The organism is Luteibacter sp. 621 (assembly GCF_050435445.1).
Taxonomy (GTDB): domain Bacteria; phylum Pseudomonadota; class Gammaproteobacteria; order Xanthomonadales; family Rhodanobacteraceae; genus Luteibacter.
This window is the reverse complement of record NZ_JBNDKI010000019.1, coordinates 1-21872: the sequence shown is the minus strand read 5'-3', so window position 1 is coordinate 21872 and position 21872 is coordinate 1. Positions and strand designations below refer to the sequence as shown.

The window sequence follows — 21872 nt, the reverse complement described above, 5'->3', positions numbered from 1 at the left end:
ACAAAGGTGCAAACATGACATCTGGCGGCATCGGACGTTGGTTTTCGGCGTGGACGGCAGGCGTGGTACTAGCCCTTTCGGGCGGGGCGGCAATGGCCAACCCCGAACCCGACCAGCTCAACATGACCAAGGGTGCCGCGGAGTGGTCCCCTTACGGCATGCACATGGTGGCGCTGTGGGTCTGCGTCGTCATCGGCATCGTGGTGTTCGGCGCCATGTTCGTGGCGATGTTCCGCTTCCGTAAGTCACGCGGTGCCGTGGCCGAAAAGTGGACACACAGCACGAAGCTGGAAATCGTCTGGACGGTCATTCCCGTCATCATCCTCATTTTCCTGGCCAAGCTCGCCACTGGCGGCCTCACCAGCTTCGCCGACACCACGGGCTCGGAGATGACCATCAAGGTCACCGGCTACCAGTGGAAGTGGCGCTATGACTACGTCGAGTACAAGGGCAAGCCGGTCGACCGCGTGGGCTTCATGTCCAAGCTGGAAGAAACCTCCGACCGCACCCGCCAGCTCAAGTCCAACCTTGATCCGGACAAGATCCAGGTCGACGGGTACAAAACCTACCTGCTCGACGTGGACAAGCCGCTCGTGGTGCCCGTGGGCGTCAAGATCCGCTTCATCATCGTCGGCGGCGACGTCATCCACTCCTGGTGGGTGCCGGCGCTGGGCTGGAAGATGGATGCCATCCCGGGCATCGCCAACTCGGCGTGGACGAACCTGAAGGAGCCTGGCGTGTACCGCGGCCAGTGCGCCGAGCTTTGCGGCCAGGACCACGGCTTCATGCCGATCGTGGTGAAGGCCGTGCCCAAGGCTGAATTCGAACAGTGGCTGGCCACCCAGGAAGACGAGGCGAAGGTGCAGAAGGCCGCACAGACAGCCCAGGCAACCCCCGTCACGGCCCCCCAGGGCTGAATCCTCCCACGTCCCAGTCCGTTTACGTCCAAGGTAGAGGTGCAAGGCCCATGGCGCACGATGCCACCCACGACCACCACGATCACCACGGAGCCCCGCAGGGATTCTTCCAGCGCTGGGTGATGTCCACGAACCACAAGGACATCGGCACGCTTTATCTGGTTTTCGCCCTGCTGATGTTCTTCATCGGCGGCGCTTTCGCGATGGTGATCCGCGCGGAACTGTTCAAGCCGGGCATGCAGCTCGTGCAGCCGTATTTCTTCAATGAAATGACGACGATGCATGCGCTGGTGATGATCTTCGGCGCCATCATGCCCTCGTTCGTGGGCCTGGCGAACTGGATGATCCCGCTCATGGTCGGCGCGCCGGACATGGCGCTGCCGCGCATGAACAACCTGTCGTTCTGGATCATGCCGTTCGCGTTCACGCTGCTGCTCAGCACGCTGTTCATGCCGGGTGGCGGCCCCGCCGGTGGCTGGACCATGTACCCGCCGCTGTCGCTGCAGGGTGAGTCCATCGCCTACGTGGTGTTCGCGGTCCACCTGATGGGTATCAGCTCGATCATGGGCGCGATCAACATCATCGCCACCATCCTCAACATGCGTGCCCCGGGCATGGACCTGCTGAAGATGCCGGTGTTCGTGTGGAGCTGGCTGATCACGGCGTTCCTGCTGATCGCGGTGATGCCGGTGCTGGCCGGTGCGGTGACCATGTTGCTCACCGACAAGTACTTCCACACCAACTTCTTCAACGCCGCCGGTGGCGGTGACCCGGTGCTGTACCAGCACATCTTCTGGTTCTTCGGGCACCCCGAGGTGTACATCATGATCCTGCCGGCGTTCGGGATCATCTCGGAGATCATCCCCACCTTCGCCCGCAAGCCGATCTTCGGCTACAAGGCCATGGTGTTCGCCATCGCATCGATCGCCTTCCTCTCGTTCATTGTCTGGGCCCACCACATGTTCGCCGTGGGCCTGCCGATGGGCGCGGAAATCTTCTTCATGTACGCCACCATGCTCATCGCGGTGCCGACGGGCGTGAAGGTGTTCAACTGGGTGAGCACGATGTGGGGCGGCTCGATGACGTTCGAGACGCCGATGCTGTTCTCCATCGCGTTCGTCATCCTGTTTACGATCGGCGGCTTCTCCGGCCTGATGCTGGCGCTGGCCCCGGCGGATTTCCAGTACCACGATACGTACTTCGTGGTCGCGCACTTCCATTACGTGCTGGTCACCGGTGCCGCCTTCTCGATCATGGCCGCCGCGTACTACTGGCTGCCGAAGTGGTCGGGCAACATGTACAGCGAGACCTGGGGCAAGATCCATTTCTGGTCCAGCGTCATCTCGGTCAACGTGCTGTTCTTCCCGCAGCACTTCCTGGGCCTGGCCGGAATGCCGCGCCGTATCCCGGACTACAACGTGGCCTTCGCCAACTTCAACATGATCAGCTCGATCGGCGGCTTCTGGTTCGGCGCCTCGCAGCTGATCTTCCTGGGCGTCATCGTGCACTGCGTGTACTTCTCGAAGAAGAAGGCCGCGGATCGCTCGTGGGAAGGCGCGAAGGGCCTGGAGTGGACGGTGCCGTCGCCGGCGCCGCATCACACCTTCGATGTGCCGCCGGTCATCCATGATGACGAGCTGGCGCACGGCCACACGGATCATTGATCGATGAATGCCATGGTCGACAACGCAATGGATGAACGGCGCAAGCGCGCCCGCCGCACCGCGTGGATCGCGGGCGGCGTGGCGCTGGGCATCTTCGTCCTGTCGATCGTGCAGATGTTGAAGCTGTAACGGCCAACAAGCGACTTCCACGGGAAACCAGCATGGGTCACCAGCAACACGACGCTTATTACGTACCGAGCAAGAGCCAGTGGCCCATCGTGGCCGCCGTGTCCATGTTCGTCACCGTGTTCGGTGCCGCGCACTGGCTCAATGCGGAACCCGGTGAATCCGGCTTTGGCAAGACCGTGTTCTGGGTCGGCCTGGTCATGATCCTGGGCATGTTCTTCGGCTGGTTCCGCTCGGTCATCAACGAATCGATGGCGGGCAACTACAACGGCCAGGTGGACCGCTCGTTCCGCATGGGCATGATGTGGTTCATCTTCTCCGAGGTCATGTTCTTCGGCGCCTTCTTCGGCGCCCTGTTCTACGCCCGCATCTTCTCCGTGCCCTGGCTGGGTGGCGAAGGCCACGGCGTGCTCACCCACCAGTTCGTGTGGGAGAACTACAGCGCGGCCTGGGGTGCTTCCGGCGGTGGCGGCCCCGACAAGATCGGTGGTTCGTTCCACACCATCGCGGCATGGGGCCTGCCCCTGCTGAACACGCTCATCCTGCTGTCGTCGGGCGTGACCATCACCATCGCGCACCACGCGCTGAAGGCGGGGCACCGCAAGGCGCTGCTGATCGGCCTGGGCGCCACCGTGCTGTTGGGCGCCACCTTCCTGTTCTGCCAGGCGCACGAATACGCGGAGGCGTACGAGCACTTCAACCTGACGCTGGGCAGTGGTGTCTACGGCGCTACGTTCTTCATGCTCACGGGTTTCCACGGCATGCACGTGACGCTGGGCACGATCATGCTGGCGATCATCTGGGTGCGCTGCGCCAAGGGCCATTTCACGAAGGATGACCACTTCGGCTTCGAGGCCGTGGCGTGGTACTGGCACTTCGTCGACGTGGTGTGGCTGGCGTTGTTCTTGTTCGTCTACGTGCTCTGATCGAGCGTTGATATTCGTTACCAGAGAAACCCGCCGTTTGGCGGGTTTTCTTTTCTGAGCGCGGTTACTCCGTAGTGAGTCATTGACGTACGTAAGTCATTGGCGCACTATGCGTCTTTCGTGTCGTGACGACGAACCACGACTGACGTGCAGAGGAGTTTCTATGAACACTTTCTTCGATGAGCTTCTCGAAAGCGTCCAGCAGATGGACGAGATCCACCGCGGAAAGCGCGCGCCGTCCCGCGAGTTCCACGTCGACCCGGCCACCATCAAGGCCATTCGTGAGAGCACCGGGCTTTCGCAGCCCAACTTCGCCAAGGTGCTCGATGTGGATGTGGGCACGTTGCGCAACTGGGAGCAGGGGCGGCGCGAGCCTACCGGGCCGGCGCGGGCGTTGCTGCGGGCTATTCGGAACGATCCGCAGCATGTGATGGCTGCGTTGGTCGGCTAGGCCCGATCGCGCGCAAGCGCGCTCCTACAGGCCAGGGGGCCGGGGCATGGGGCCGATTGCCGCACTTTGCCGCACCGCGCCTTGGTGCGGGAAGGGGGCGGGTTAGAATTGGCCCACGTCGTGCGGGTGCAGCCACCCCATGAAGATGCCCAGCGCCACCATGGCGATGAGCAGCAGGGAAAGGCCGATTCGGCGGGTAAGGGCCCATACGGTGCGCTTGCTCTGGCCCTTGTCGGTCATCATGAAGAACAGCGCCTGGCCCAGGTTGAACAGCACCACCAGGAGCAGGACCACCAGCGCGTATTTGTAGATGGTTTCCACGTGACCGTTCCGCTTCATTGCGACAATCCGAGTATAGCGGTGGGCACGCGGGGCTTTGCATGAGCTTTCTGCGCCGTCCGACGTGGTTCGCTGTCGCACTTACCGTGGCGGGAGTGCTGGTTTTCGTGCGCCTGGGCATCTGGCAGCTGGACCGGGCGGCCGAGAAAGATGAACTGCTGCGGCGCTACGCCGCAGCCAGCGAGGCGCCTGCCGAGGTCTTTGGCCATGTGGCGGCCAACCCGCCTGCGGATCGGTACCCGCGCGTGGATGTCTCGGGCGTTTTCATCCCGGGTCACCGCTACGTCCTGGACGACCAGACCCGCGCCGGTCAGGTGGGTGTGCACGTCTATGCCGCGTTCTTGCCGCACGGCGATAACCACGCCGTACTGGTCGATCTCGGGTTTCTTCCGCGCGAAGCCGGTGCCTCGCCGCGGCTACCGCCGGTCCCCGAGGCACCACTGACACTGCGCGGGCTGTACGTGCCGCCGCCGGGTGTGGGCATCCGGTTGGGGGGCGATCGCCTCCCGGAGCAGAAGGGGCCGGATAAATCGGTCGTCTACGTGGACCTGACCGAGGTCGCCGCTGACCTGCACCGCTCGCTGTATCCTCGCGTGCTGCTGCTCGATGCCGATCCGGCCACGATCTATGCGCGCGAGTGGACGCCGGCGGTCATGCCCCCCGCGCGCCACCGTGCCTACGCTTTCCAATGGTTCACCTTCGCGTTTGCCGCGGTCGTGATCTTCCTTCTTCTCCACCGCAACCGGCGGCCCCGCCCGCGCAACGAGAACCCATGAACCAACCGCAAGCCCAACCCGCCCGTTCGGGCCGCCTGAAGCTGGTGCTGATCATGCTGGTGTTCCTTGCGCCGATCGTGGCCGCGGGCATCCTGACGCTGACTGGCTGGCAGCCGACCGGCAAGGGCAATGGCCAGCCGATCCTGCCACAGCGTTCGTTTGAGGGCGTGCGCGTCGATGTCGGCGGCAAGCCGTGGGCGTGGCGTGACATCGAGCCGCGACTTACCCTCGTCGTGCTGCCGGGCCCTGGTTGCGCGGCCGAATGCCTGAAAACGCTGGGGCTCGTGCGCAATGCGCGCATCGTACTCAACCGTAATGCCGATCGCCTGCGCCTGCTCTATATCGGCGCTGCGCCCGCGTCCACGGATGCGCAGGCCGTCATGTCCGATTATGCGCTCGGCATCGAGCCGGCCAACACGTTTGCCCCGTTCCGTCCCAGCACGCCCGATACCGTCGCGGTTGTGCTGGTGGAATCCAATGCCACCGCGCTGGCGTGGTACCCGGCGGGTTTCGACCCGAACGGCCTGCGCAAGGATCTGCAGAAGGTGATCCGCTGATGTCCCCCCGCGCCTTGAAAGCCCTGCGCACCCTGGCCCTGCTGGCCGCGATCTTCGCGTTCTGCGTGGTGATGTTCGGCGCGTTCGTGCGCCTGTCCAACGCCGGCCTGTCCTGCCCGGATTGGCCTACCTGTTACGGCAAGGTCACCTGGCCCGGCCACGCCCATGACATCGCGCAGGCGAACGAAGCGTTCCCCGATCGTCCGTACGAAGATCACAAGGCGTGGCGTGAACAGGTCCACCGCTTCCTTGCGGGCAGCCTGGGCTTCATGGTGCTGGCCATCGCGCTGATCGCCGCATGGCGCCGCAAAATGGCCGTAGCTGCCGTGATCGTCGCGGCGGTGTTCGCCGCCATCGGCGTCGTGTTGTACATGCGTGGCGCGTACGTGGTGTCGTCCATTCTTTCGGCGCTGGCGATCGCGTTGCCGCTCATCGCCGCAGCGACACTCGATCGCCCGGGCGCCTGGCGCGTGGGCATCGCCGCACTGGCGGTCATCATCTTCCAGGCCATGCTTGGCATGTGGACGGTGACGTTGCTGGTGAAGCCGATCATCGTCACCGCGCACCTGCTTGGCGGCCTGGCGACGTTTGCACTGCTCGCCTGGGCGGCGTTGCGCTGGTGGGGCGTGGGCACGCGTGACGAGCGCTTCGCCGCGCTGCGCCTGCCGGTCACCGTCGGCATCGTGGTCCTTGTATGCCAGATCACCCTGGGCGGCTGGACCAGCACGAACTATGCGGCACTCGCCTGCGGCACCGATTTCCCCAAGTGCCTGGGCCAGTGGTGGCCAGATACCGATTTCCACGAGGCCTTTATCCTCTGGCGCGGCATCGGCGTGAACTATGAAGGCGGCGTGCTAGATATGGCCGCGCGCAGCGCTATCCAGATGGCGCACCGCATTGGTGCCGGCGTCACCTTCCTCTACCTGGCGTGGCTTTCGCACAAGCTCGCGCGCGCCGGCCTGCGTAAGGTGGGTATCGCCGTGGCGGTGGTGCTGATCGCGCAGGTACTGCTGGGCATCGGCAATGTGCATCTGGGCCTGCCGCTGCCGATGGCCACGGCGCACAATGGCGTAGCCGCGCTGCTCCTGTTTACCCTGCTCGCGGCCCTTGCCAGCACGCAACGCCTGCCGTCGGAGTCCCTGTGACCAAGTTCAAGCAATACCTGGAACTGACCAAGCCGCGCGTCGTCGCGCTGCTGGTCTTCTGCGCGGTCATCGGCATGTTCCTGGCGGTGGATTCGGATGGGAACCGCGTGCTGCCCACGTGGCAATCGGGCATCTTCGGCACGCTGGGCATCTGGCTGGCCTCGGCGTCGGCCGCCGCGTTCAATCACCTGATCGACCAGCGCATCGACAAGATCATGGCGCGCACCTCGCACCGGCCGCTGGCCACGGGTGAGCTCACGCCCATGAAGGTGTTCGTCTTCGCGATGACCCTGGGCATCATTTCGATGCTGATCCTGGTGTTCCTCGTGAACACGCTTACCGCGGTGCTGACGTTCTTCTCGCTGATCGGCTATGCGGTCATCTATACCGCTTACCTGAAGCGCGCGACCCCGCAGAACATCGTGATTGGCGGCCTCGCTGGTGCCGCGCCGCCCGTGCTGGGTTGGACGGCGGTGACCGGTTCGCTGCACCCGTATGCGCTACAGCTTTTGCTGATCATCTTCGTGTGGACCCCGCCGCACTTCTGGGCGCTGGCGATCTTCCGCGTGGATGACTATTCGCGTGCGCAGGTGCCGATGTTGCCGGTGACCCACGGGGTGAAGTTCACCCGCTGGCACATCTTCTTCTACACCGTGCTGTTGTTCCTCGTGACGCTGCTGCCGTTCCTTACCGGCATGAACGGCCTTATCTACCTGTTCGGCGCGGTGGTGCTCGGCATTGGCTTCCTCTGGTACGCGGTGCGGTTGTTCAGCTCTACCGACGACTTCTTCCCGATGAAGATGTTCAACTACTCCATCATTTACCTGATGGTGTTGTTCGCGTTCCTGCTGGCCGATCACTGGCTGGTGGAGCCGATGGTGCATTTGCCGGTGCGTTTCGAGCCGATTGTCTGACGGCGTGCCCCCTGCCGCACGACTTGCCGCGGCATCCCTGTAGGAGCGGGGGGGGGGGGGGGGGGGGGGGGGGGGGGGGGGCGGGGGGGGGGGGCGGCCCCCCCCCCCCCCCCCCCCCGCCCCCCCCGCCCCCCCCCCCCCCCCCCGCCCCCCCCCGCCCCCGCGGGGGGGGGGGGGGGCCCGCGCCCCCCCCCCCCCCCCCCCCCCCGCTCCTACAGGGCTTTCGACGTCAAAACGCAGCGTGCACCCAGTTGGCGACGGCGTCGGGGTGCTCAAGATGCAGGTGGTGCCCGCCATCCATATGCGTGACGCGGATGTTCTCCACGCAATCGATGCGCACCTGCAGCGAATCCGGCTCGAGGTACGGCGGGTGCGGATTCGCGAGCAGTAGTGAGGTGGGGGCCGCAAGACCCAGCAGCAGCGCCATCACCTGCGTTTCCGCCAGCCGCACGGCGGTCGGCCGCGACAGTCGCGCATCGCTGCGCCAGCTGTAGCCGCCATTGACGGCGTTCATACCGCGCTCGACGATATAGCGGCCGAGCTCCGGCGCCAGGCCGCTTGCCAGGGCGCGCGCTTCGGCAGCGGATTCGATGGTCGGGAACACACGGAGTGGCCGGTTGCCCGTGGCCTTCAACGCCATCGCCTCACGGAAGCGATCGAGCGTGCGTGAATCGTCATCACCGAGCGGGCCGAGGCCTTCGATCAACGCCAATCCGCGCACCCGCTCCGGGGCCGCGATGGCCAGCATCGTCGCCACACCGGCGCCGAGCGAATGGCCAAGCAGGTGGAAACGGGGCAGGGCGAGCGCATCGGCCGCGGCGAGCATGGCGCGCACGTAATCCACGTGCTGATAGATGGTGGACTCGGGCAAGTGTGAGGAATGGCCGTGCCCTGGGAGGTCCAGTGCAATGACGTGGAAGCGGTCGGCAAGCTTCGGTGCCAGCAGGGCGAAGCTCGCGGCGTTATCCAGCCAGCCGTGGACCATGAGCAAAGGCTGCGCATCGGGTTCACCCCACGCAAGGCCGCCGAGCTCGAGCCCTGGGATAGATACCTTCAGCTCACGCACCGGCGCCTGCCTTCCGCGCGCGCTCACGCGCGGCGGCCAGCTTTACGGCCTCGGCGGCTGCGTCATAGGCGGGATCGAATTCCGGCCAGCCCTGCGTGTGCTTGAGGACCAGATCGGCCAGGGCATCGACGTGGGCCGGTGCCGAGTTAAGGCAGGGGATGTAGCTCAACGTTTCGCCCCCCGCCTCGCGGAAGAACTCCGCGTTCTGCATGGCGATCTCTTCCAGCGTTTCAAGGCAATCGACGGCGAAGCCCGGGCTGATCACGTCCAGTCGTTTGATGCCCTTCGCACCCAGCGCTTTCACCGTTTCATCCGTGTAGGGGTGCAGCCAGCGCTCACGCCCCACGCGCGACTGGAAGCTGAAGATGGCTTCGTCTTCCGAAAGACCGAGCGCCTCGCGCAGCAGGCGTGCGGTGGCGTGGCACTGGCAGTAATACGGATCTCCCGCGCGGGTATAGCGCTCGGGGATGCCGTGGAAGCTCATCAACAGCTTGTCGCCGCGGCCGTGGGTTTCCCAATGGGCGCGCACGCTAGCGGTCAGCGCAGCGATGTACGCCGGATCGTCGTGGTAATCGTTGACCTGGCGCAATTCGGGCGGCCAGCGCAGGCCCTTCACCGTATCGGCCACGGCATCGAACACGCTGCCGGTGCTGGTGGCGGAGTACTGCGGGTAGAGGGGGAGCACGAGCAGCCGGCGGACGCCCTCGCGTTGCAGTTTGGCGACGGTATCGGCGACGGAGGGCTTCCCGTAGCGCATGGCCAGGGCCACGGTCACCGGGCCGGGGCGCCGCCGGGCCAGCTCAGCACCCAACGAGGCGGCCAGCGCCTCGCTGCCCACACGCAATGGCGAACCTTCGGCGGTCCAGATGCGCTGGTAGGCGTGGGCCGAGCGCTTTGGGCGAATCCTCAGGATGATCCCGTGGAGGATCAGCTTCCAGAGCAGCCGCGGGTACTCGATGACCCGGGGATCGCCAAGGAATTCAGCAAGGTAAGGCCGCACCGCGGCCGCGGTGGGCGCGTCAGGTGTACCAAGATTAACCAGGAGCACCGCTGACCTGGCTGGGAGGTCATGGGAATGCTCGTTCAGGCCGGTATAGTTCGGGGTACCTGGCATCGGATTCGGTATTTCGCTGGGGATCCGCTGAGTCTGCCATACGCAGGCGTGCGGCTCCTGCGGCAGCATGTCCCGGATCCTGCCTAAAGCGTTCAAAAGGAGCCACCCATGACCTCACGCGTTTCCCTGCTTGCCCTTGGCCTCGCCGCGCTGCTGCCCTCCATGGCCGCCCAGGCCGCCGATCCGCCGCGCAAGCAGGCCACCGAAGCCGTGCGTGTGCTGGATGAAATGATCAACGACGCCCCGGACAAGTCGCTTCCGACCGACCTGCTGAAGAACGCCTGCGCCGTGGCCATCATCCCGGGCATGGTGAAGGGTGGTTTCGTGTTTTCCGGCGCCAAGGGCGAAGGCCTGATCGCCGAACGCAAGGACTGCACGGGTGAGTGGTCCAACCCGAACTTCATCTCCACGGCCGCCGCCGGCGTGGGTTTCCAGGCCGGTATCCAGTCGATCGACGTGATCCTGGTGTTCCGCACCCACAAGGGCGTGGACCAGATCATCGATGGCCAGTTCACCATGGGCGCCAGCGCCTCCGCGGCCGCCGGCCCGGTGGGTCGCTCGGCCATGGCGGCCACGAACGGCAAGATGAACGCGGAAATTTATACCTATTCGCGCGCCAAGGGCCTGTTTGCCGGCATCTCGCTGGATGGCTCGCGGATCAGCATCGATGACGACTCGAACGAGGAGATTTATGGCTCGGGCATCACGCCGCGCCGGATCTTTGAGGGCGGCGTCACGAATGTTCCAAGCGAGGTGAACGCATTCCGGGATAAACTCGAGGAGTACACTCAGAAGTGAGTCCCCTCCCGGGCGGGTCCCCCAACGGGTCCCGCCTTCGTCCCACCGGTGCCCCAGGGGGTGCCCAGAGGTTCCCATGAGCATTACCCATATCGTCCTCCTGCTGCTTGTCGTCGTGTTGATCTTCGGCACGAAGAAGCTGCGTAACATCGGCTCGGACCTGGGCGGTGCCATGCGCGACTTCAAGAAGGGCATGGATGGCGGCGACGAGGAAGAGCAGCGCCGCCGCGATGCCGAGAAGCTGCGTGCCGAAAGCACGTCCACGCAGGAAAACGTCCGGCGCGACAGCACCGAGACCCACGACCGCAATCCGTAAGCCCCGGCTCGCCCCATGATCGAGATCAGCTTCGGCAAGCTGCTGCTGCTCGCACTGGTGGCGCTGATTGTCCTTGGCCCCGAGCGCCTGCCGCACGCCGCCCGTACGGCGGGCGCGCTGCTGCGCCGTGTGCGCAACGGCTGGGATAGCGTCCGCTCCGAGGTGGAGCGCGAGATCCAGGCCGAGGAGATCAAGCGTACGCTGCGGGAAACGGCCGAAAGTGCCAAGGCCGCCCAGGAAGACGTCCAGAAGGGTTTTCGCGACGCCAGCAGCACCGTGGCCGATCCCTTCAAGGACACCAGCGCCCAGGTGCGCGATGCCTACACCGATGCCCAGTCCGCCCACGCGGGCCGGCGCGAGCCCGACCCGGAGCGCGACATGCTCCCGCTGAACCAGGGCGATGCGCCCGGCCGGAACGAACCGAATGACCGCACGTGATCCGTCGGCCGAAGATGAGCTCGAGCAAGGCCTGTTTTCCCACCTGATCGAACTGCGCAGCCGCCTGATGCGGGCGATCGTGGTGCTGCTTGTGGTGTTGCTGGCCCTGGTGCCCATGGCCAACCACCTGTACGCCGAGCTGGCCAAGCCGCTGGTCGAAAAGATGCCGAACGGTGCGCATCTGATTGCCACCGAGGTCGCCAGCCCGTTCGTCACGCCGCTAAAGCTCGCCTTCTACGTCGCGCTGTTCATCAGCATGCCGATGATCCTGTACCAGCTGTGGTCGTTCGTGAGCCCCGGCCTGTACAAGCATGAAAAGCGCCTGGCGCGGCCGCTGCTGGTCGCGTCGCTGGTGCTGTTCTACGCAGGCTGTGCGTTTGCCTATTTCGTCGTGATGCCCGCGGCGTTCAAGTTCCTCAACGCGGTCACCCCCGAGGGCGTGGCCATGATGACGGACATCACGCATTACCTCGATTTCGTGACCCTGATGTTCTTCGCGTTCGGGCTTTGTTTCGAGGTGCCCGTCGCCGTCGTGATCCTCGCCGCCATCGGCGTGGTGGATGCCGAGAAGCTCAGCAAGGGACGTGGTTACGCCATCGTCGGCGCATTTGCCATCGCCGCCTTCATCACCCCGCCCGACCTGCTTTCCATGGTCATGCTTGCGGTCCCGATGTGCCTGCTCTATGAAGTAGGCCTGCTTTCCGTACGATTCCTGCTGAAGACCCCCACACGGGAGTAAGCGCGATGGCCGGGAGCCGCGGCTGGCTGGCGGTGAAGGGTAAGGATGGCCCGGCGGTGCTCGCCGAGCTCGAACTCGTGCGCACCGAAGACACGGCCTCCCATCCCCAGCGCGGCATGTCCATCGCATTGCCCAGCGGCTGGTTCGTGGTCATTACCCGCTTTGCGTCACCGCTGCTTACCGAAGACTCGCTGTTGCCGCTATCGCAGGGCTGCAAGGTCATCGGCGTGCAGTGGGACGAAGCCTCGGTGAGCGTCGCGACCGCGTACGAAAACGGCAAGCCAGCCTGGCATGTCGAACACAATGCCGAAAGCGCGGTGCGCGTGCTGGTCACCAGCGGCGAGCTGCCGCCACCGTTCGATGTATTGCATGCCCGCTTTGAATCTGAACAGGACGCAGCGGACGAAGCCGGCGAAGATGTGGACTGCTTCCACGCCTTGCCCGTCGAACTAGCTGAAACCGTGACAGGGTTCGAGTACGAGTTCGGCGCGGGCGCTTACGGCGTGCCGGCTTTCGAGGGCTGGAAGATCGGCCAGGAGCCGATCCCCCGCGCCACCTCACGCCGGCTGCGCCGGCGCATGGCCCGCTCCGCGCGGCCCTGGTGGAAGTTCTGGTAGCTGGGATCGCGCGCAAGCGCGCTCCTACACGAGACCTGCGCAGGCATTGTAGGAGCGCGCTTGCGCGCGAAAAGCCAACAGAGCGGTGTAGCCGCTACCGCCGATTGAGCGAAAGACCCTTCAGCACATTCAACGCCTGCGACAGCGCGTAATCCTCCAGCGCCAGCTTTCCGTCATCATCGCTGGACGCCTTGTCGTCAGCCGAGGCCTTCTCATTTGCCAGGTGGTTCGGTAGATCCGCCTCGGAGCCGATCAGCGACGGTGCCGTGTCGCTCTTGTTTACCGCGAGGTCGGCCAGCGCGATATCCGGCTTGATGCCTTCGGCCTGGATGGACGTGCCGTTCGGCGTGTAATAGCGCGCCGTGGTGATCTTCACCGCGCTGTCCTGGTCCAGCGGCAGCACGGTCTGCACCACGCCCTTGCCGAATGTGCGGCGGCCCATGATCAGCGCGCGATGGTTGTCCTTCAGTGCGCCCGAAACGATTTCCGCCGCCGAGGCCGTGCCGTTATCGGCAAGGATCACCATGGGTGCGCCGTTGAGCATATCGCCGGGGTGCGCATCAAAGTGCAGGTTTGCATCGGGCAGGCGGCCCTTCGTGGTCACGATCGTGCCGGAATCCAGGAACGCATCGGCCACGCCAACGGCGGTGGTGAGCAAGCCGCCCGGGTTCGAGCGCAAGTCGAGCACCGCGCCGCGCGGCGCGCCGTTCTTTTTGATGTAGTCGCCGAGCTTCTTCTCCAGATCCGTGGCCGTGTCCTCCTGGAACTGGCTCAGGCGGATATACACGTAGCCCGGATCGAGCTGGCGCACCTTCACCGAGGTGACATTGATGCGCTCGCGCACCAGCGGCATGTCGATCGGCTTATCGGATTTTTCGTGAAGGATGGTGAGGACCACCTTCGAGCCCGGATCGCCACGGAGCTTCTTGAACGCATCATCGATGTTCTGCTGGTCGACGACCATGCCATCGACTTTGAGGATCGTATCGCCGGGTTTGATGCCGGCGCGCGACGCGGGCGTATCGTCGATGGGCGATACGATCTTCAGCAGGCCATCCACCTGGAGCACCTCGATGCCGAGGCCGCCGTACTGGCCGGTGGTGTCCTCGTCCAGCTCGTCCAGGCCCTCCTTGTCCAGGTACTCGCTGTGCGGGTCCAGGTTCTGCAGCATGCCGCTGATGGCGGCCTTCATGATCGTCTTGTTATCCAGCTTTTCCACGTAGGCCTGCTGGATGATGTGGTACACCCGGGTGAAGTTGCGGATGTCATCCAGGTCGACGCTATCGTCGGCCTTCGCGGCCACGGCCGCCGCCGAACTGCTGGAGGCAGCGGGCGCATCGGGTTGCTTCACCGGGGCCTTTTTCTGCTGGGCCTGTGCCGGGAGCGCCAGCACACCGGCAAGAGCCAGTGCGAGGGCGATGCGAAGGGGGTGCTGGCGCATGCCTTTCTCCGTGGTCAATGCTTTTTTGCTAGCCAGCCGCGCGCATCGATGGGTTTGCCACCCTGGCGCAGCTCAAAATAGGCGCCGTTGTCGCCGGCAGGCGCCGCGGCGGTGCCGACGGCTTCGCCGGCCTCCACCATGTCGCCCACGCCGTGCAGCAGCGTTTCGTTGTTGCCGTACATGCTCATGAATCCGTTGCCGTGGTTCACGATGATCATCATGCCGTAGCCACGCAGGAAGTTGGCGAACACCACCCGCCCACGCGCCACCGCCTTCACCTCGCTGCCCCGCGGCGCCACGATGATCACGCCGTTGCCGAACGCGTGCACCGGGCCGTTGGCGGGCCAGGGCAGGTTGCCGCGCAGGTTGCCCAGCGCCGGGCCGGCCGGTACACCCTTCGGCGCGGGGGCCGGCTCCGCCGCCTTCGCGGCATCATCGATCACCTTTTGCAGCTTGCCCACCAGGGCGTTCATGTCCTGCTCGTTCTGTTTCAGGGCGGCCATGCGCTGGCCCTGGTCCTTGTATTGCGCGTCGGCGGCGGCGGCCAGCTTTTGCTGGTCGGCGCGCTGTCGTTCCAACTCACCCGTACGCTTTTCACGCTCGGCCTTGGTCGCCTCCAGCTTCTGCTGCTCGGCACTGATCGCGTTTTCGACATCCTGCAGCCGGGAAAGATCCGCGAGCAGGCCTTTGATCCGCTCGACCCGGTTTTCCTGGAAGTACCGTGAATACGCCAGCGCACGGGAAATCCGGTCGATATCCTCATCGCCCAGCAGCAGTTGCAGGTCGGAACCGCGGCCCAGGGTGTAGGTGGCACGGAGCAAGTCGCCCAGGGCGCCCTTGTGCTTCTCCAGCTCCGCCTGCATGCCCGCGCGCTGCTCGTTCAGCTGGGCCAGGTCCTGCTGGCGCTGGGCCAGCTCGCCGTCGGTTTCACGGACCGCTTTCGCGGCGGCCGAGACCTCTTCGGCCTTTTTCGCCAGGCTGGCGTTCGCGCTGTCGCGGGCGTTCGCGGTCTCTCGCTGGTCTTTCGTCAGGCTTTCGATCTGCTGGCGCACCCCCTGCAGCTTCTGCCGGGCCTCGTCCTGCTCGGCGCGCGCCTTGGCATCCTGGGCGGCGTGGGCCGACGGGATGGGGGCGAGGCTGGCGGTGGCGAGGGCAAGGCAGAGGGCGGGCAGGCGGAAGTATGGGCGCATCAGCCGATTATGACCCATCCCGTGGCCGGGCCGCCGTGACCGGGGAATCGATCTCGTGCCGTGGGGCGTGAGACGTAAGGTTTTCGTTCGGACGTCCAAACGCTTTGACGCAGCGCGGCAAATGTGTGTACCTTCGGGGGCATGCCCTTCGCGTGCATGTGATGGTCGGCCGGTCCACGGCCCCGGGGCCACGTGTACGCATCTGAAATTCCCAGCACAACCGTATGCCACAGGAGGCGTTAGGTGAAGCAAGGCACACCGCGCCTATACGACGAGGCGTTTGAACACGACAGCTGCGGCTTCGGTATCGTCGCGCAGATCGATGGGCACGCGAGCGCGAAGCTCGTAAACACCGCTTTTGATGCACTGGCGAAGCTTTCCCACCGTGGCGGCGTGAACGCCGATGGCATCAGCGGCGACGGTTGCGGCGTACTTATCCGCCGCCCGGTCGAGTGGCTGCGTGCGCTGGCATCCGATGCGGGCATCACCGTTTCCACGCAGTTCGCCGCGGGCGTCGTCTTCCTCGATGCCGAAACACAGGCGACTGCAGTAGTTACATTTGAAACCGAACTGGCCGCCGCCGGGCTGCGTGTCGCTGGATGGCGCGATGTCGCCGTGAACAAGGATGCCTGCGGTCCGCTCGCCGCATCCTCCATGCCGCTCGTGCGCCAGGTGTTCGTCGATGCGCCAGGCGATATGCCACCCGCGACGTTCGAGGCCGCGCTGTTCCGTGCGCGCCGCCGCACCGAGCAGGCACTGAAGGGCGATCGCCAGTTCTACGTGGTGTCGCTGTCGGGCGAGGTCATTGGCTACAAGGCCATGGCGGCCCCAGGACACCTGCGCGATGTGTATCCCGATCTGAAGCACCCGGCGCTGGTCGCCGATTGCGTGGTGTTCCACCAGCGCTTCTCCACCAATACCTCGCCCAAGTGGCGCCTGGCGCAGCCATTCCGTTTCCTCGCCCATAACGGCGAGATCAACACGATTCGCGCGAACCGCCGCTGGATGCAGGCGCGCGGCACGGTCATGCGTTCGGACAAGGTCGATCTCTCCGATATCGGCCCGCTGGTTACGCAGGATGGTTCGGATTCGGAGAGCCTGGATAACGCGCTGGAAGTGCTGCTCATGGGTGGCATGGACCTGCTCACGGCCATGCGCGTGCTCGTGCCGCCGGCGTACACCGCGCGCGAAGATATCGATGAGGACCTGGCCGCGTTCTACGAGTACTACGCGCTGCACAGCGAACCATGGGATGGCCCGGCGGGCCTGGTGATGTGCGATGGCCGCTATGCGGCGTGCACGCTCGACCGCAATGGCCTGCGCCCGGCGCGCTGGGCGCTGTCGGACGATAACCACCTCATCGTCGCCTCGGAGGCGGGCCTGTGGGATGTGCCCTCGTCGCGCATCGTTGCGAAGGGCCGCCTTGCACCGGGCGAAATGATCGCGGTGGATTTCCGTGAGCACCGCTTGCTACGCGATGCCGATATCGATGCGATCAACCGCGCACGCGCGCCGTTCCGCGATTGGCTGCGCGAAGGCGTGACCTACCTCGAATCCGACCTGATCGATCCCAGCCTGGCCGCCGAGCCGCTGCCCGCGGAAGAGCTGCGCCGCTACCAGAAGCTGTACGGGCTTTCGCGCGAAGAGAGCGAATCCGTGCTCAAGATCATCGCGGAAACCGAGGCGGAAGCAACGGGATCGATGGGCGACGACACGCCCATGGCCGTGCTCTCGCGCCAGGTGCGCCCGCTGTTCGATCGCTTCCGCCAGGCCTTCGCCCAGGTCACCAACCCGCCCATCGATCCGCTGCGCGAGCGGCTGGTCATGTCGCTGGTGACCCAGATAGGCCAGGAGCGCAACATTTTCGACCTGGGGCCGGAGAACGCGAAGCAGATCCTGCTGAACTCGCCGATTCTCTCGCAGCGGAAGCTGCGCCAGATCCTGGCCAACCCCTCGTACGCGAATACGCCGCGCTTCGATCTGATGTATGGCGGGGATGAAACGCTCGAGCAGGCGATCCACCGCATCTGCGATGACGTGGAAGCCGCCGTGCGCGGTGGTGTCGAGGTCGTGTTCCTCAGCGACCGCTACCCACGCCGCGACCTGTTGCCCATTCATTCGCTGCTCGCCACGGGCGCGGTGCATGCGCGCCTGGTGGAAACGGGTCTGCGATGTCAGTGCAACATCATGGTCGAGACCGCCACGCCGCGCGATCCGCACCAGTTCGCCTGCCTGCTCGGTTTCGGCGCCACCGCCATCTACCCCTGGCTCGCTTACCAGAGCCTGTTCGACATGGGCCGCAGCGGCCACCTGCGCAAGGGCGAAGGCGCCCCGCGCGAGATTGGCCGCAACTACCGCCGTGGTATCCGCAAGGGTCTGCTGAAGATCCTCTCCAAGATGGGCATCTCCACCGTCGCCGGCTATCGCGGTGCACAGCTGTTCGAGATCGTGGGCCTGTCGAAGGAAGTGGTCTCGCTTTGCTTCCCGGGCACGCCTTCGCGCGTGGGCGGCAGCACGTTCGCCGACCTTGAGCAGGAGCAGCGCCTGCTTGCCGCGGAAGCATGGGATGAAGCACAGGCCCTGCGTGCCGGCGGCCTGTACAAGTACGTGCATGGCGGCGAGTACCACATGTACAACCCCGATGTGATCGCCAGCCTGCAGGTGGCAGTGCGCACGGGCGACTGGAAGGATTACGAGAAGTACGCGCACTACGTGGATTCGCGCCCGGCCTCGGCGCTGCGCGACCTGCTCGTGCCGCGCGACGCCACGCCCATTCCGCTGGAGGAAGTCGAGCCGGCTGAAGCGATCCTCAAGCGCTTCGATTCGGCAGGCATGTCGCTTGGCGCGCTCTCGCCCGAAGCACACGAAGCGCTCGCCATCGCGATGAACCGCCTCGGTGCACGTAGCAACTCCGGTGAAGGCGGTGAAGATCCTTCGCGCTACGGCACCGATCGCCAGTCGAAGATCAAGCAGGTGGCGTCCGGCCGCTTCGGCGTCACGCCGGCTTACCTCGTCAACGCCGAAGTCCTGCAGATCAAGATCGCGCAGGGTGCAAAACCGGGCGAGGGCGGCCAGCTGCCTGGCCACAAGGTGGATCAGACCATCGCACGGCTGCGTTATGCCAAGCCCGGCATCGGCCTTATCTCGCCGCCGCCGCATCACGACATCTATTCGATCGAAGACCTCGCCCAGCTGATCCACGACCTGAAGGAAGTGAACCCGCAGGCGCTGGTCTCGGTGAAGCTCGTGTCGCACGCGGGCGTCGGCACCGTCGCCGCGGGCGTGGTGAAGGCGGGTGCGGATCTCATCACCGTGTCCGGCCACGACGGCGGCACCGGCGCGAGCCCGCTCACGTCGATCAAGTACGCCGGCACGCCGTGGGAACTTGGCCTGGCCGAAACCCAGCAGACGCTTCGCCTGAACGACCTGCGTGGCCGCGTGCGCCTGCAGACCGATGGCGGCCTGAAGACCGGTCTTGATGTGATCAAGGCGGCGATGCTCGGCGCGGAGAGCTTTGGCTTCGGCACCGGCCCCATGGTAGCGCTGGGCTGCAAGTACCTGCGCATCTGCCATCTGAACAACTGCGCGACCGGCGTGGCCACGCAGCACCCCGTGCTGCGCCAGAAGCACTTCCTCGGCCTGCCCGACATGGTGATGAACTACTTCCGCTTTATCGCGGAAGATGTGCGCCGCCATCTCGCGCGCCTGGGCGTGCGCTCGCTGGCGGAACTCATCGGTCAGTCCGATCGGCTGGAACAGCGCGGCGGCGTGACCGCCGTGCAGGAGCGCCTGGACCTTTCCGCGCTCATTGGCGAAGACGGCCTGGGCGAGAAGGTCGACTTCGCCTGCACGCTCGCGCGTAACCCGATGCGCGATCCGGCTGCGCTGGCCTCGCGTATTTCCGCCGATGTGCGCGACCTGGTGAAGGACGGCCTTGGTGGCACCTTCAGCTACCCCATCGTCAACACGGATCGCGCCATTGGCGCGCGCCTGTCGGGTGACGTGGCACGGCGCTGGGGCGATGCCGGCATGGCCGAGCGTCCCATCAACCTGCACCTCACCGGCGCCGCGGGCCAGAGCCTCGGCGCGTGGAACGCGGCCGGCGTGCACATCGATCTGATCGGTGAAGCGAACGACGGCGTGGGCAAGGGCATGGCCGGTGGCCGCCTGGTGATTCGTCCGCCGGCGGATTCGCCGTTCGCGAGCCAGGATGCATCGATCATCGGCAACACGTGCCTGTATGGCGCGACCGGCGGCGAGCTGTTCGCGGCCGGCCAGGCTGGTGAGCGCTTCGCGGTGCGTAACTCCGGTGCGCTGGCCGTGGTGGAAGGTGCCGGCGATCACTGCTGTGAGTACATGACCGGCGGTGTCGTCGCCGTGCTGGGCCGCACCGGCCTGAACTTTGGCGCGGGCATGACCGGTGGTTTCGCGTACGTGCTCGATATCGAGCGCAACTTCGTCGATTGCTACAACCATGAACTCGTCGACATCGTGCGCATCTCGCACGAAGGCATGGAACATTACATGCAGCACCTGCGCCAGCTGATCGCCCGCCACGCCGAGCTCACCGATAGCGCGTGGGGCCGCCGCGTGCTGGGCGATTTCCGCGGCATGCTCCAGCGCTTCTGGCTGGTGAAACCCAAGGCTGCCAGCCTCGATGCCCTGGCCGAAGAACTGCGGAGCGCGGCATGAGTGCGAAGGACTTCCGTTTCCTCGATATCCCGCGGCAGACGCCGCGCACGGTACCCGTTGCCGTCCGCGTGCTCGGCTACGGCGAGATCTCCGGCGATTTCGCCTCCACCGAGGCGTCGTCGCAGTCGGGTCGCTGCATCGATTGCGGCAACCCGTATTGCGAGCATGCGTGCCCGGTGCACAACTACATCCCCAACTGGCTGAAGCTGGTGCAGGATGGCCGGCTGTTTGAAGCCGCGGCGCTCATGCATGAGACCAATCCGTTGCCGGAGATCTGCGGCCGCGTGTGCCCGCAGGATCGCCTGTGCGAAGGCGCGTGTACCCTGGAGCAGGGCGATTTTGGCGCGGTCACCATCGGTAGCGTCGAACGCTGGGTCACCGATGAGGCCTTCCGCCAGGGCTGGCGCCCGGATCTTTCCCGGGTGAAGGAAACCGGTGCGCGCGTGGCCATCGTGGGCGCCGGTCCCGCCGGCCTCGCTTGTGCTGACCGCCTGCGCCGCGCCGGCATCGCCGCCGACGTGTTCGATCGCCAGCATGAAATCGGCGGCTTGCTCACCTTCGGCATTCCGCCGTTCAAGCTGGACAAGAACATCGTGAAGACGCGCCGCGGCGTGCTGGAAGGCATGGGCGTGCGTTTCCATCTCGGCGTCGAGATTGGCCGCGATATCGAGTTCGACGAGTTGCTCAACGATTACGACGCGGTGTTCGTCGGTACCGGTGCTTACACCTACGTCGATGGCCAGCTCGAAGGCCGCGAACTGGGTGGCGTGCACGATGCGTTGCCGTTCCTTATCGCCAACACCGAACGCCTGCTGCGCGAGCAGCCGCCAGCGCCGGAATACGACCTGGCTGGCAAGCACGTGGTGGTGCTCGGCGGCGGCGATACCGGCATGGACTGCAACCGCACCGCTATCCGCCTTGGCGCCGCCTCAGTCACCTGCGTGTACCGTCGCGACGAACCCAGCATGCCTGGCTCGCGTCGCGAGGTGGGCTACAGCCGCGAGGAAGGCGTGCGCTTCCTGTTCCAGCGCCAGCCGATGGCGCTGGTCGGCGAGGGTGGCAAGGTCAAGGCCGTACGCGTCGTGGAAACCCAGCTGGTGGATGATGGCGATGGCCGCCCGCGCCCGCGCAACGTGGAAGGCAGCGAAACCGACCTGCGTGCGGACGTGGTCATCCAGGCCTTTGGCTTCCAGCCGAGCCCGCCGGATTGGTGCGATGCCTTTGGTATCGCACGCGATCGCAGTGGCCGCATCGTGACCGGCGCGGAAGGCAGCCTGCCGCACCAGACCAGCCACGCAAAAATTTTCGCCGGTGGCGATAACGTTCGCGGCGCGGATCTGGTGGTGCGCGCGGTGTACGACGGCCGCGAAGCCGCTGCATCCATCGTGCGCATGCTGGCCGGCAAGAAGGCCGCCACCACCGTCGCTGCGTAACCAACCTGCGACGGCGTGCCCGACTCGTGGCGACGCGATCGTGCCGACGTGACCTGCTCTCGTAGGAGCGGGGGGGGGGGGGGGGGGGGGGGGGGGGGGGGGGGGCGGCCGCGCCCCGCCGCCCCCCCCCCCCCCCCGCTCCTACAAAAGGGCTGGCCGGGGGTGGGGCGCCCCCCCCCCATTAGGCCACGCCACACACCAACACCCCAGGGG

21 protein-coding genes are annotated in these 21872 nt (G+C 65.6%); 16 read left to right on the top strand and 5 right to left on the bottom strand.

What is annotated here, in order from left to right; all coding sequences use genetic code 11:
* Positions 1-92: 92 nt before the first annotated feature.
* The 5 genes from coxB (at position 93) to nadS (ending at position 4084) form a co-directional block, all read left to right on the top strand.
* Entirely contained in the window at positions 93-917 is an 825-nt protein-coding gene (gene coxB, locus ABIE56_RS17675) for a cytochrome c oxidase subunit II (RefSeq protein ID WP_429245111.1), read from the top strand.
* Positions 918-967: 50 nt separating this feature from the next.
* The gene (gene ctaD, locus ABIE56_RS17670) at positions 968-2581 is read left to right on the top strand and encodes a cytochrome c oxidase subunit I (protein ID WP_429245110.1); all 1614 of its coding nucleotides are present in this window, start codon (positions 968-970) and stop codon (positions 2579-2581) included.
* Between the two features lie 3 nt (positions 2582-2584).
* Positions 2585-2710 carry a hypothetical protein gene (locus ABIE56_RS17665; RefSeq protein WP_429245109.1) on the top strand — a complete coding sequence of 42 codons (126 nt, stop codon included), beginning with the start codon at positions 2585-2587 and terminating at the stop codon, positions 2708-2710.
* Between the two features lie 32 nt (positions 2711-2742).
* Complete coding sequence (locus ABIE56_RS17660; protein ID WP_429245108.1) at positions 2743-3633, top strand: cytochrome c oxidase subunit 3; 891 nt, start codon at positions 2743-2745, stop codon at positions 3631-3633.
* Between the two features lie 163 nt (positions 3634-3796).
* Positions 3797-4084 carry a NadS family protein gene (nadS, locus tag ABIE56_RS17655; RefSeq protein ID WP_429245107.1) on the top strand — a complete coding sequence of 96 codons (288 nt, stop codon included), beginning with the start codon at positions 3797-3799 and terminating at the stop codon, positions 4082-4084.
* 102 nt (positions 4085-4186) lie between these two features.
* Here the strand turns inward: nadS and ABIE56_RS17650 are convergent, their stop codons facing one another.
* On the bottom strand, positions 4187-4423 hold the full coding sequence (locus tag ABIE56_RS17650) for a twin transmembrane helix small protein (protein WP_211352661.1): 237 nt from the start codon (positions 4421-4423) through the stop codon (positions 4187-4189).
* Positions 4424-4464: 41 nt separating this feature from the next.
* On the opposite strand from ABIE56_RS17650, the gene ABIE56_RS17645 reads away from it, so the two are divergent.
* From ABIE56_RS17645 to cyoE, 4 genes are read left to right on the top strand one after another with little or no spacing between them, the layout of a single operon-like run.
* Positions 4465-5199 carry an SURF1 family protein gene (locus ABIE56_RS17645; protein WP_429245106.1) on the top strand — a complete coding sequence of 245 codons (735 nt, stop codon included), beginning with the start codon at positions 4465-4467 and terminating at the stop codon, positions 5197-5199.
* The gene (locus tag ABIE56_RS17640; RefSeq protein WP_429245105.1) at positions 5196-5756 is read left to right on the top strand and encodes a hypothetical protein; all 561 of its coding nucleotides are present in this window, start codon (positions 5196-5198) and stop codon (positions 5754-5756) included. The genes ABIE56_RS17645 and ABIE56_RS17640 overlap by 4 nt, the downstream gene beginning before the upstream one ends.
* Positions 5756-6901: a COX15/CtaA family protein gene (locus ABIE56_RS17635; protein WP_429245104.1), complete on the top strand. Its 1146-nt coding sequence runs from the start codon at positions 5756-5758 to the stop codon at positions 6899-6901. Before ABIE56_RS17640 ends, ABIE56_RS17635 begins: the two co-directional genes overlap by 1 nt.
* A complete protein-coding gene (cyoE, locus tag ABIE56_RS17630; protein WP_429245103.1) occupies positions 6898-7815 on the top strand; it encodes a heme o synthase in 918 nt (305 codons plus the stop codon). The genes ABIE56_RS17635 and cyoE overlap by 4 nt, the downstream gene beginning before the upstream one ends.
* Before the next feature lie 229 nt (positions 7816-8044).
* Here the strand turns inward: cyoE and ABIE56_RS17625 are convergent, their stop codons facing one another.
* Positions 8045-8881, bottom strand: a complete 837-nt coding sequence (locus ABIE56_RS17625; RefSeq protein WP_429245102.1) for an alpha/beta fold hydrolase — start codon at positions 8879-8881, stop codon at positions 8045-8047.
* Positions 8874-9995 carry a ferrochelatase gene (hemH, locus tag ABIE56_RS17620; RefSeq protein WP_429245101.1) on the bottom strand — a complete coding sequence of 374 codons (1122 nt, stop codon included), beginning with the start codon at positions 9993-9995 and terminating at the stop codon, positions 8874-8876. Before hemH ends, ABIE56_RS17625 begins: the two co-directional genes overlap by 8 nt.
* A 108-nt stretch (positions 9996-10103) precedes the next feature.
* On the opposite strand from hemH, the gene ABIE56_RS17615 reads away from it, so the two are divergent.
* The 5 genes from ABIE56_RS17615 (at position 10104) to ABIE56_RS17595 (ending at position 12903) form a co-directional block, all read left to right on the top strand.
* Positions 10104-10793 carry a lipid-binding SYLF domain-containing protein gene (locus tag ABIE56_RS17615; protein WP_429245100.1) on the top strand — a complete coding sequence of 230 codons (690 nt, stop codon included), beginning with the start codon at positions 10104-10106 and terminating at the stop codon, positions 10791-10793.
* A 76-nt stretch (positions 10794-10869) separates the two neighbouring features.
* A complete protein-coding gene (gene tatA, locus ABIE56_RS17610) occupies positions 10870-11109 on the top strand; it encodes a twin-arginine translocase TatA/TatE family subunit (RefSeq protein ID WP_429245099.1) in 240 nt (79 codons plus the stop codon).
* Positions 11110-11124: 15 nt separating this feature from the next.
* Entirely contained in the window at positions 11125-11547 is a 423-nt protein-coding gene (gene tatB, locus ABIE56_RS17605; protein ID WP_429245098.1) for a Sec-independent protein translocase protein TatB, read from the top strand.
* Complete coding sequence (gene tatC, locus ABIE56_RS17600) at positions 11534-12286, top strand: twin-arginine translocase subunit TatC (protein WP_429245097.1); 753 nt, start codon at positions 11534-11536, stop codon at positions 12284-12286. The genes tatB and tatC overlap by 14 nt, the downstream gene beginning before the upstream one ends.
* A 5-nt stretch (positions 12287-12291) precedes the next feature.
* On the top strand, positions 12292-12903 hold the full coding sequence (locus ABIE56_RS17595) for a hypothetical protein (protein ID WP_429245096.1): 612 nt from the start codon (positions 12292-12294) through the stop codon (positions 12901-12903).
* A gap of 94 nt (positions 12904-12997) precedes the next feature.
* On the opposite strand, the gene ABIE56_RS17590 is transcribed toward ABIE56_RS17595, so the two are convergent.
* Together ABIE56_RS17590 and ABIE56_RS17585 are read right to left on the bottom strand one after the other, a co-directional pair.
* Positions 12998-14344, bottom strand: a complete 1347-nt coding sequence (locus ABIE56_RS17590) for a S41 family peptidase (RefSeq protein WP_429245095.1) — start codon at positions 14342-14344, stop codon at positions 12998-13000.
* Positions 14345-14358: 14 nt separating this feature from the next.
* Positions 14359-15534 carry a murein hydrolase activator EnvC family protein gene (locus ABIE56_RS17585; protein ID WP_429245094.1) on the bottom strand — a complete coding sequence of 392 codons (1176 nt, stop codon included), beginning with the start codon at positions 15532-15534 and terminating at the stop codon, positions 14359-14361.
* Between the two features lie 243 nt (positions 15535-15777).
* On the opposite strand from ABIE56_RS17585, the gene gltB reads away from it, so the two are divergent.
* Together gltB and ABIE56_RS17575 are read left to right on the top strand one after the other, a co-directional pair.
* Positions 15778-20226 (top strand): glutamate synthase large subunit, encoded by a 4449-nt coding sequence (gltB, locus tag ABIE56_RS17580; RefSeq protein ID WP_429245093.1) that lies wholly within the window; start codon positions 15778-15780, stop codon positions 20224-20226.
* On the top strand, positions 20223-21659 hold the full coding sequence (locus tag ABIE56_RS17575; RefSeq protein ID WP_429245092.1) for an FAD-dependent oxidoreductase: 1437 nt from the start codon (positions 20223-20225) through the stop codon (positions 21657-21659). The genes gltB and ABIE56_RS17575 overlap by 4 nt, the downstream gene beginning before the upstream one ends.
* Positions 21660-21872 lie beyond the last annotated feature (213 nt).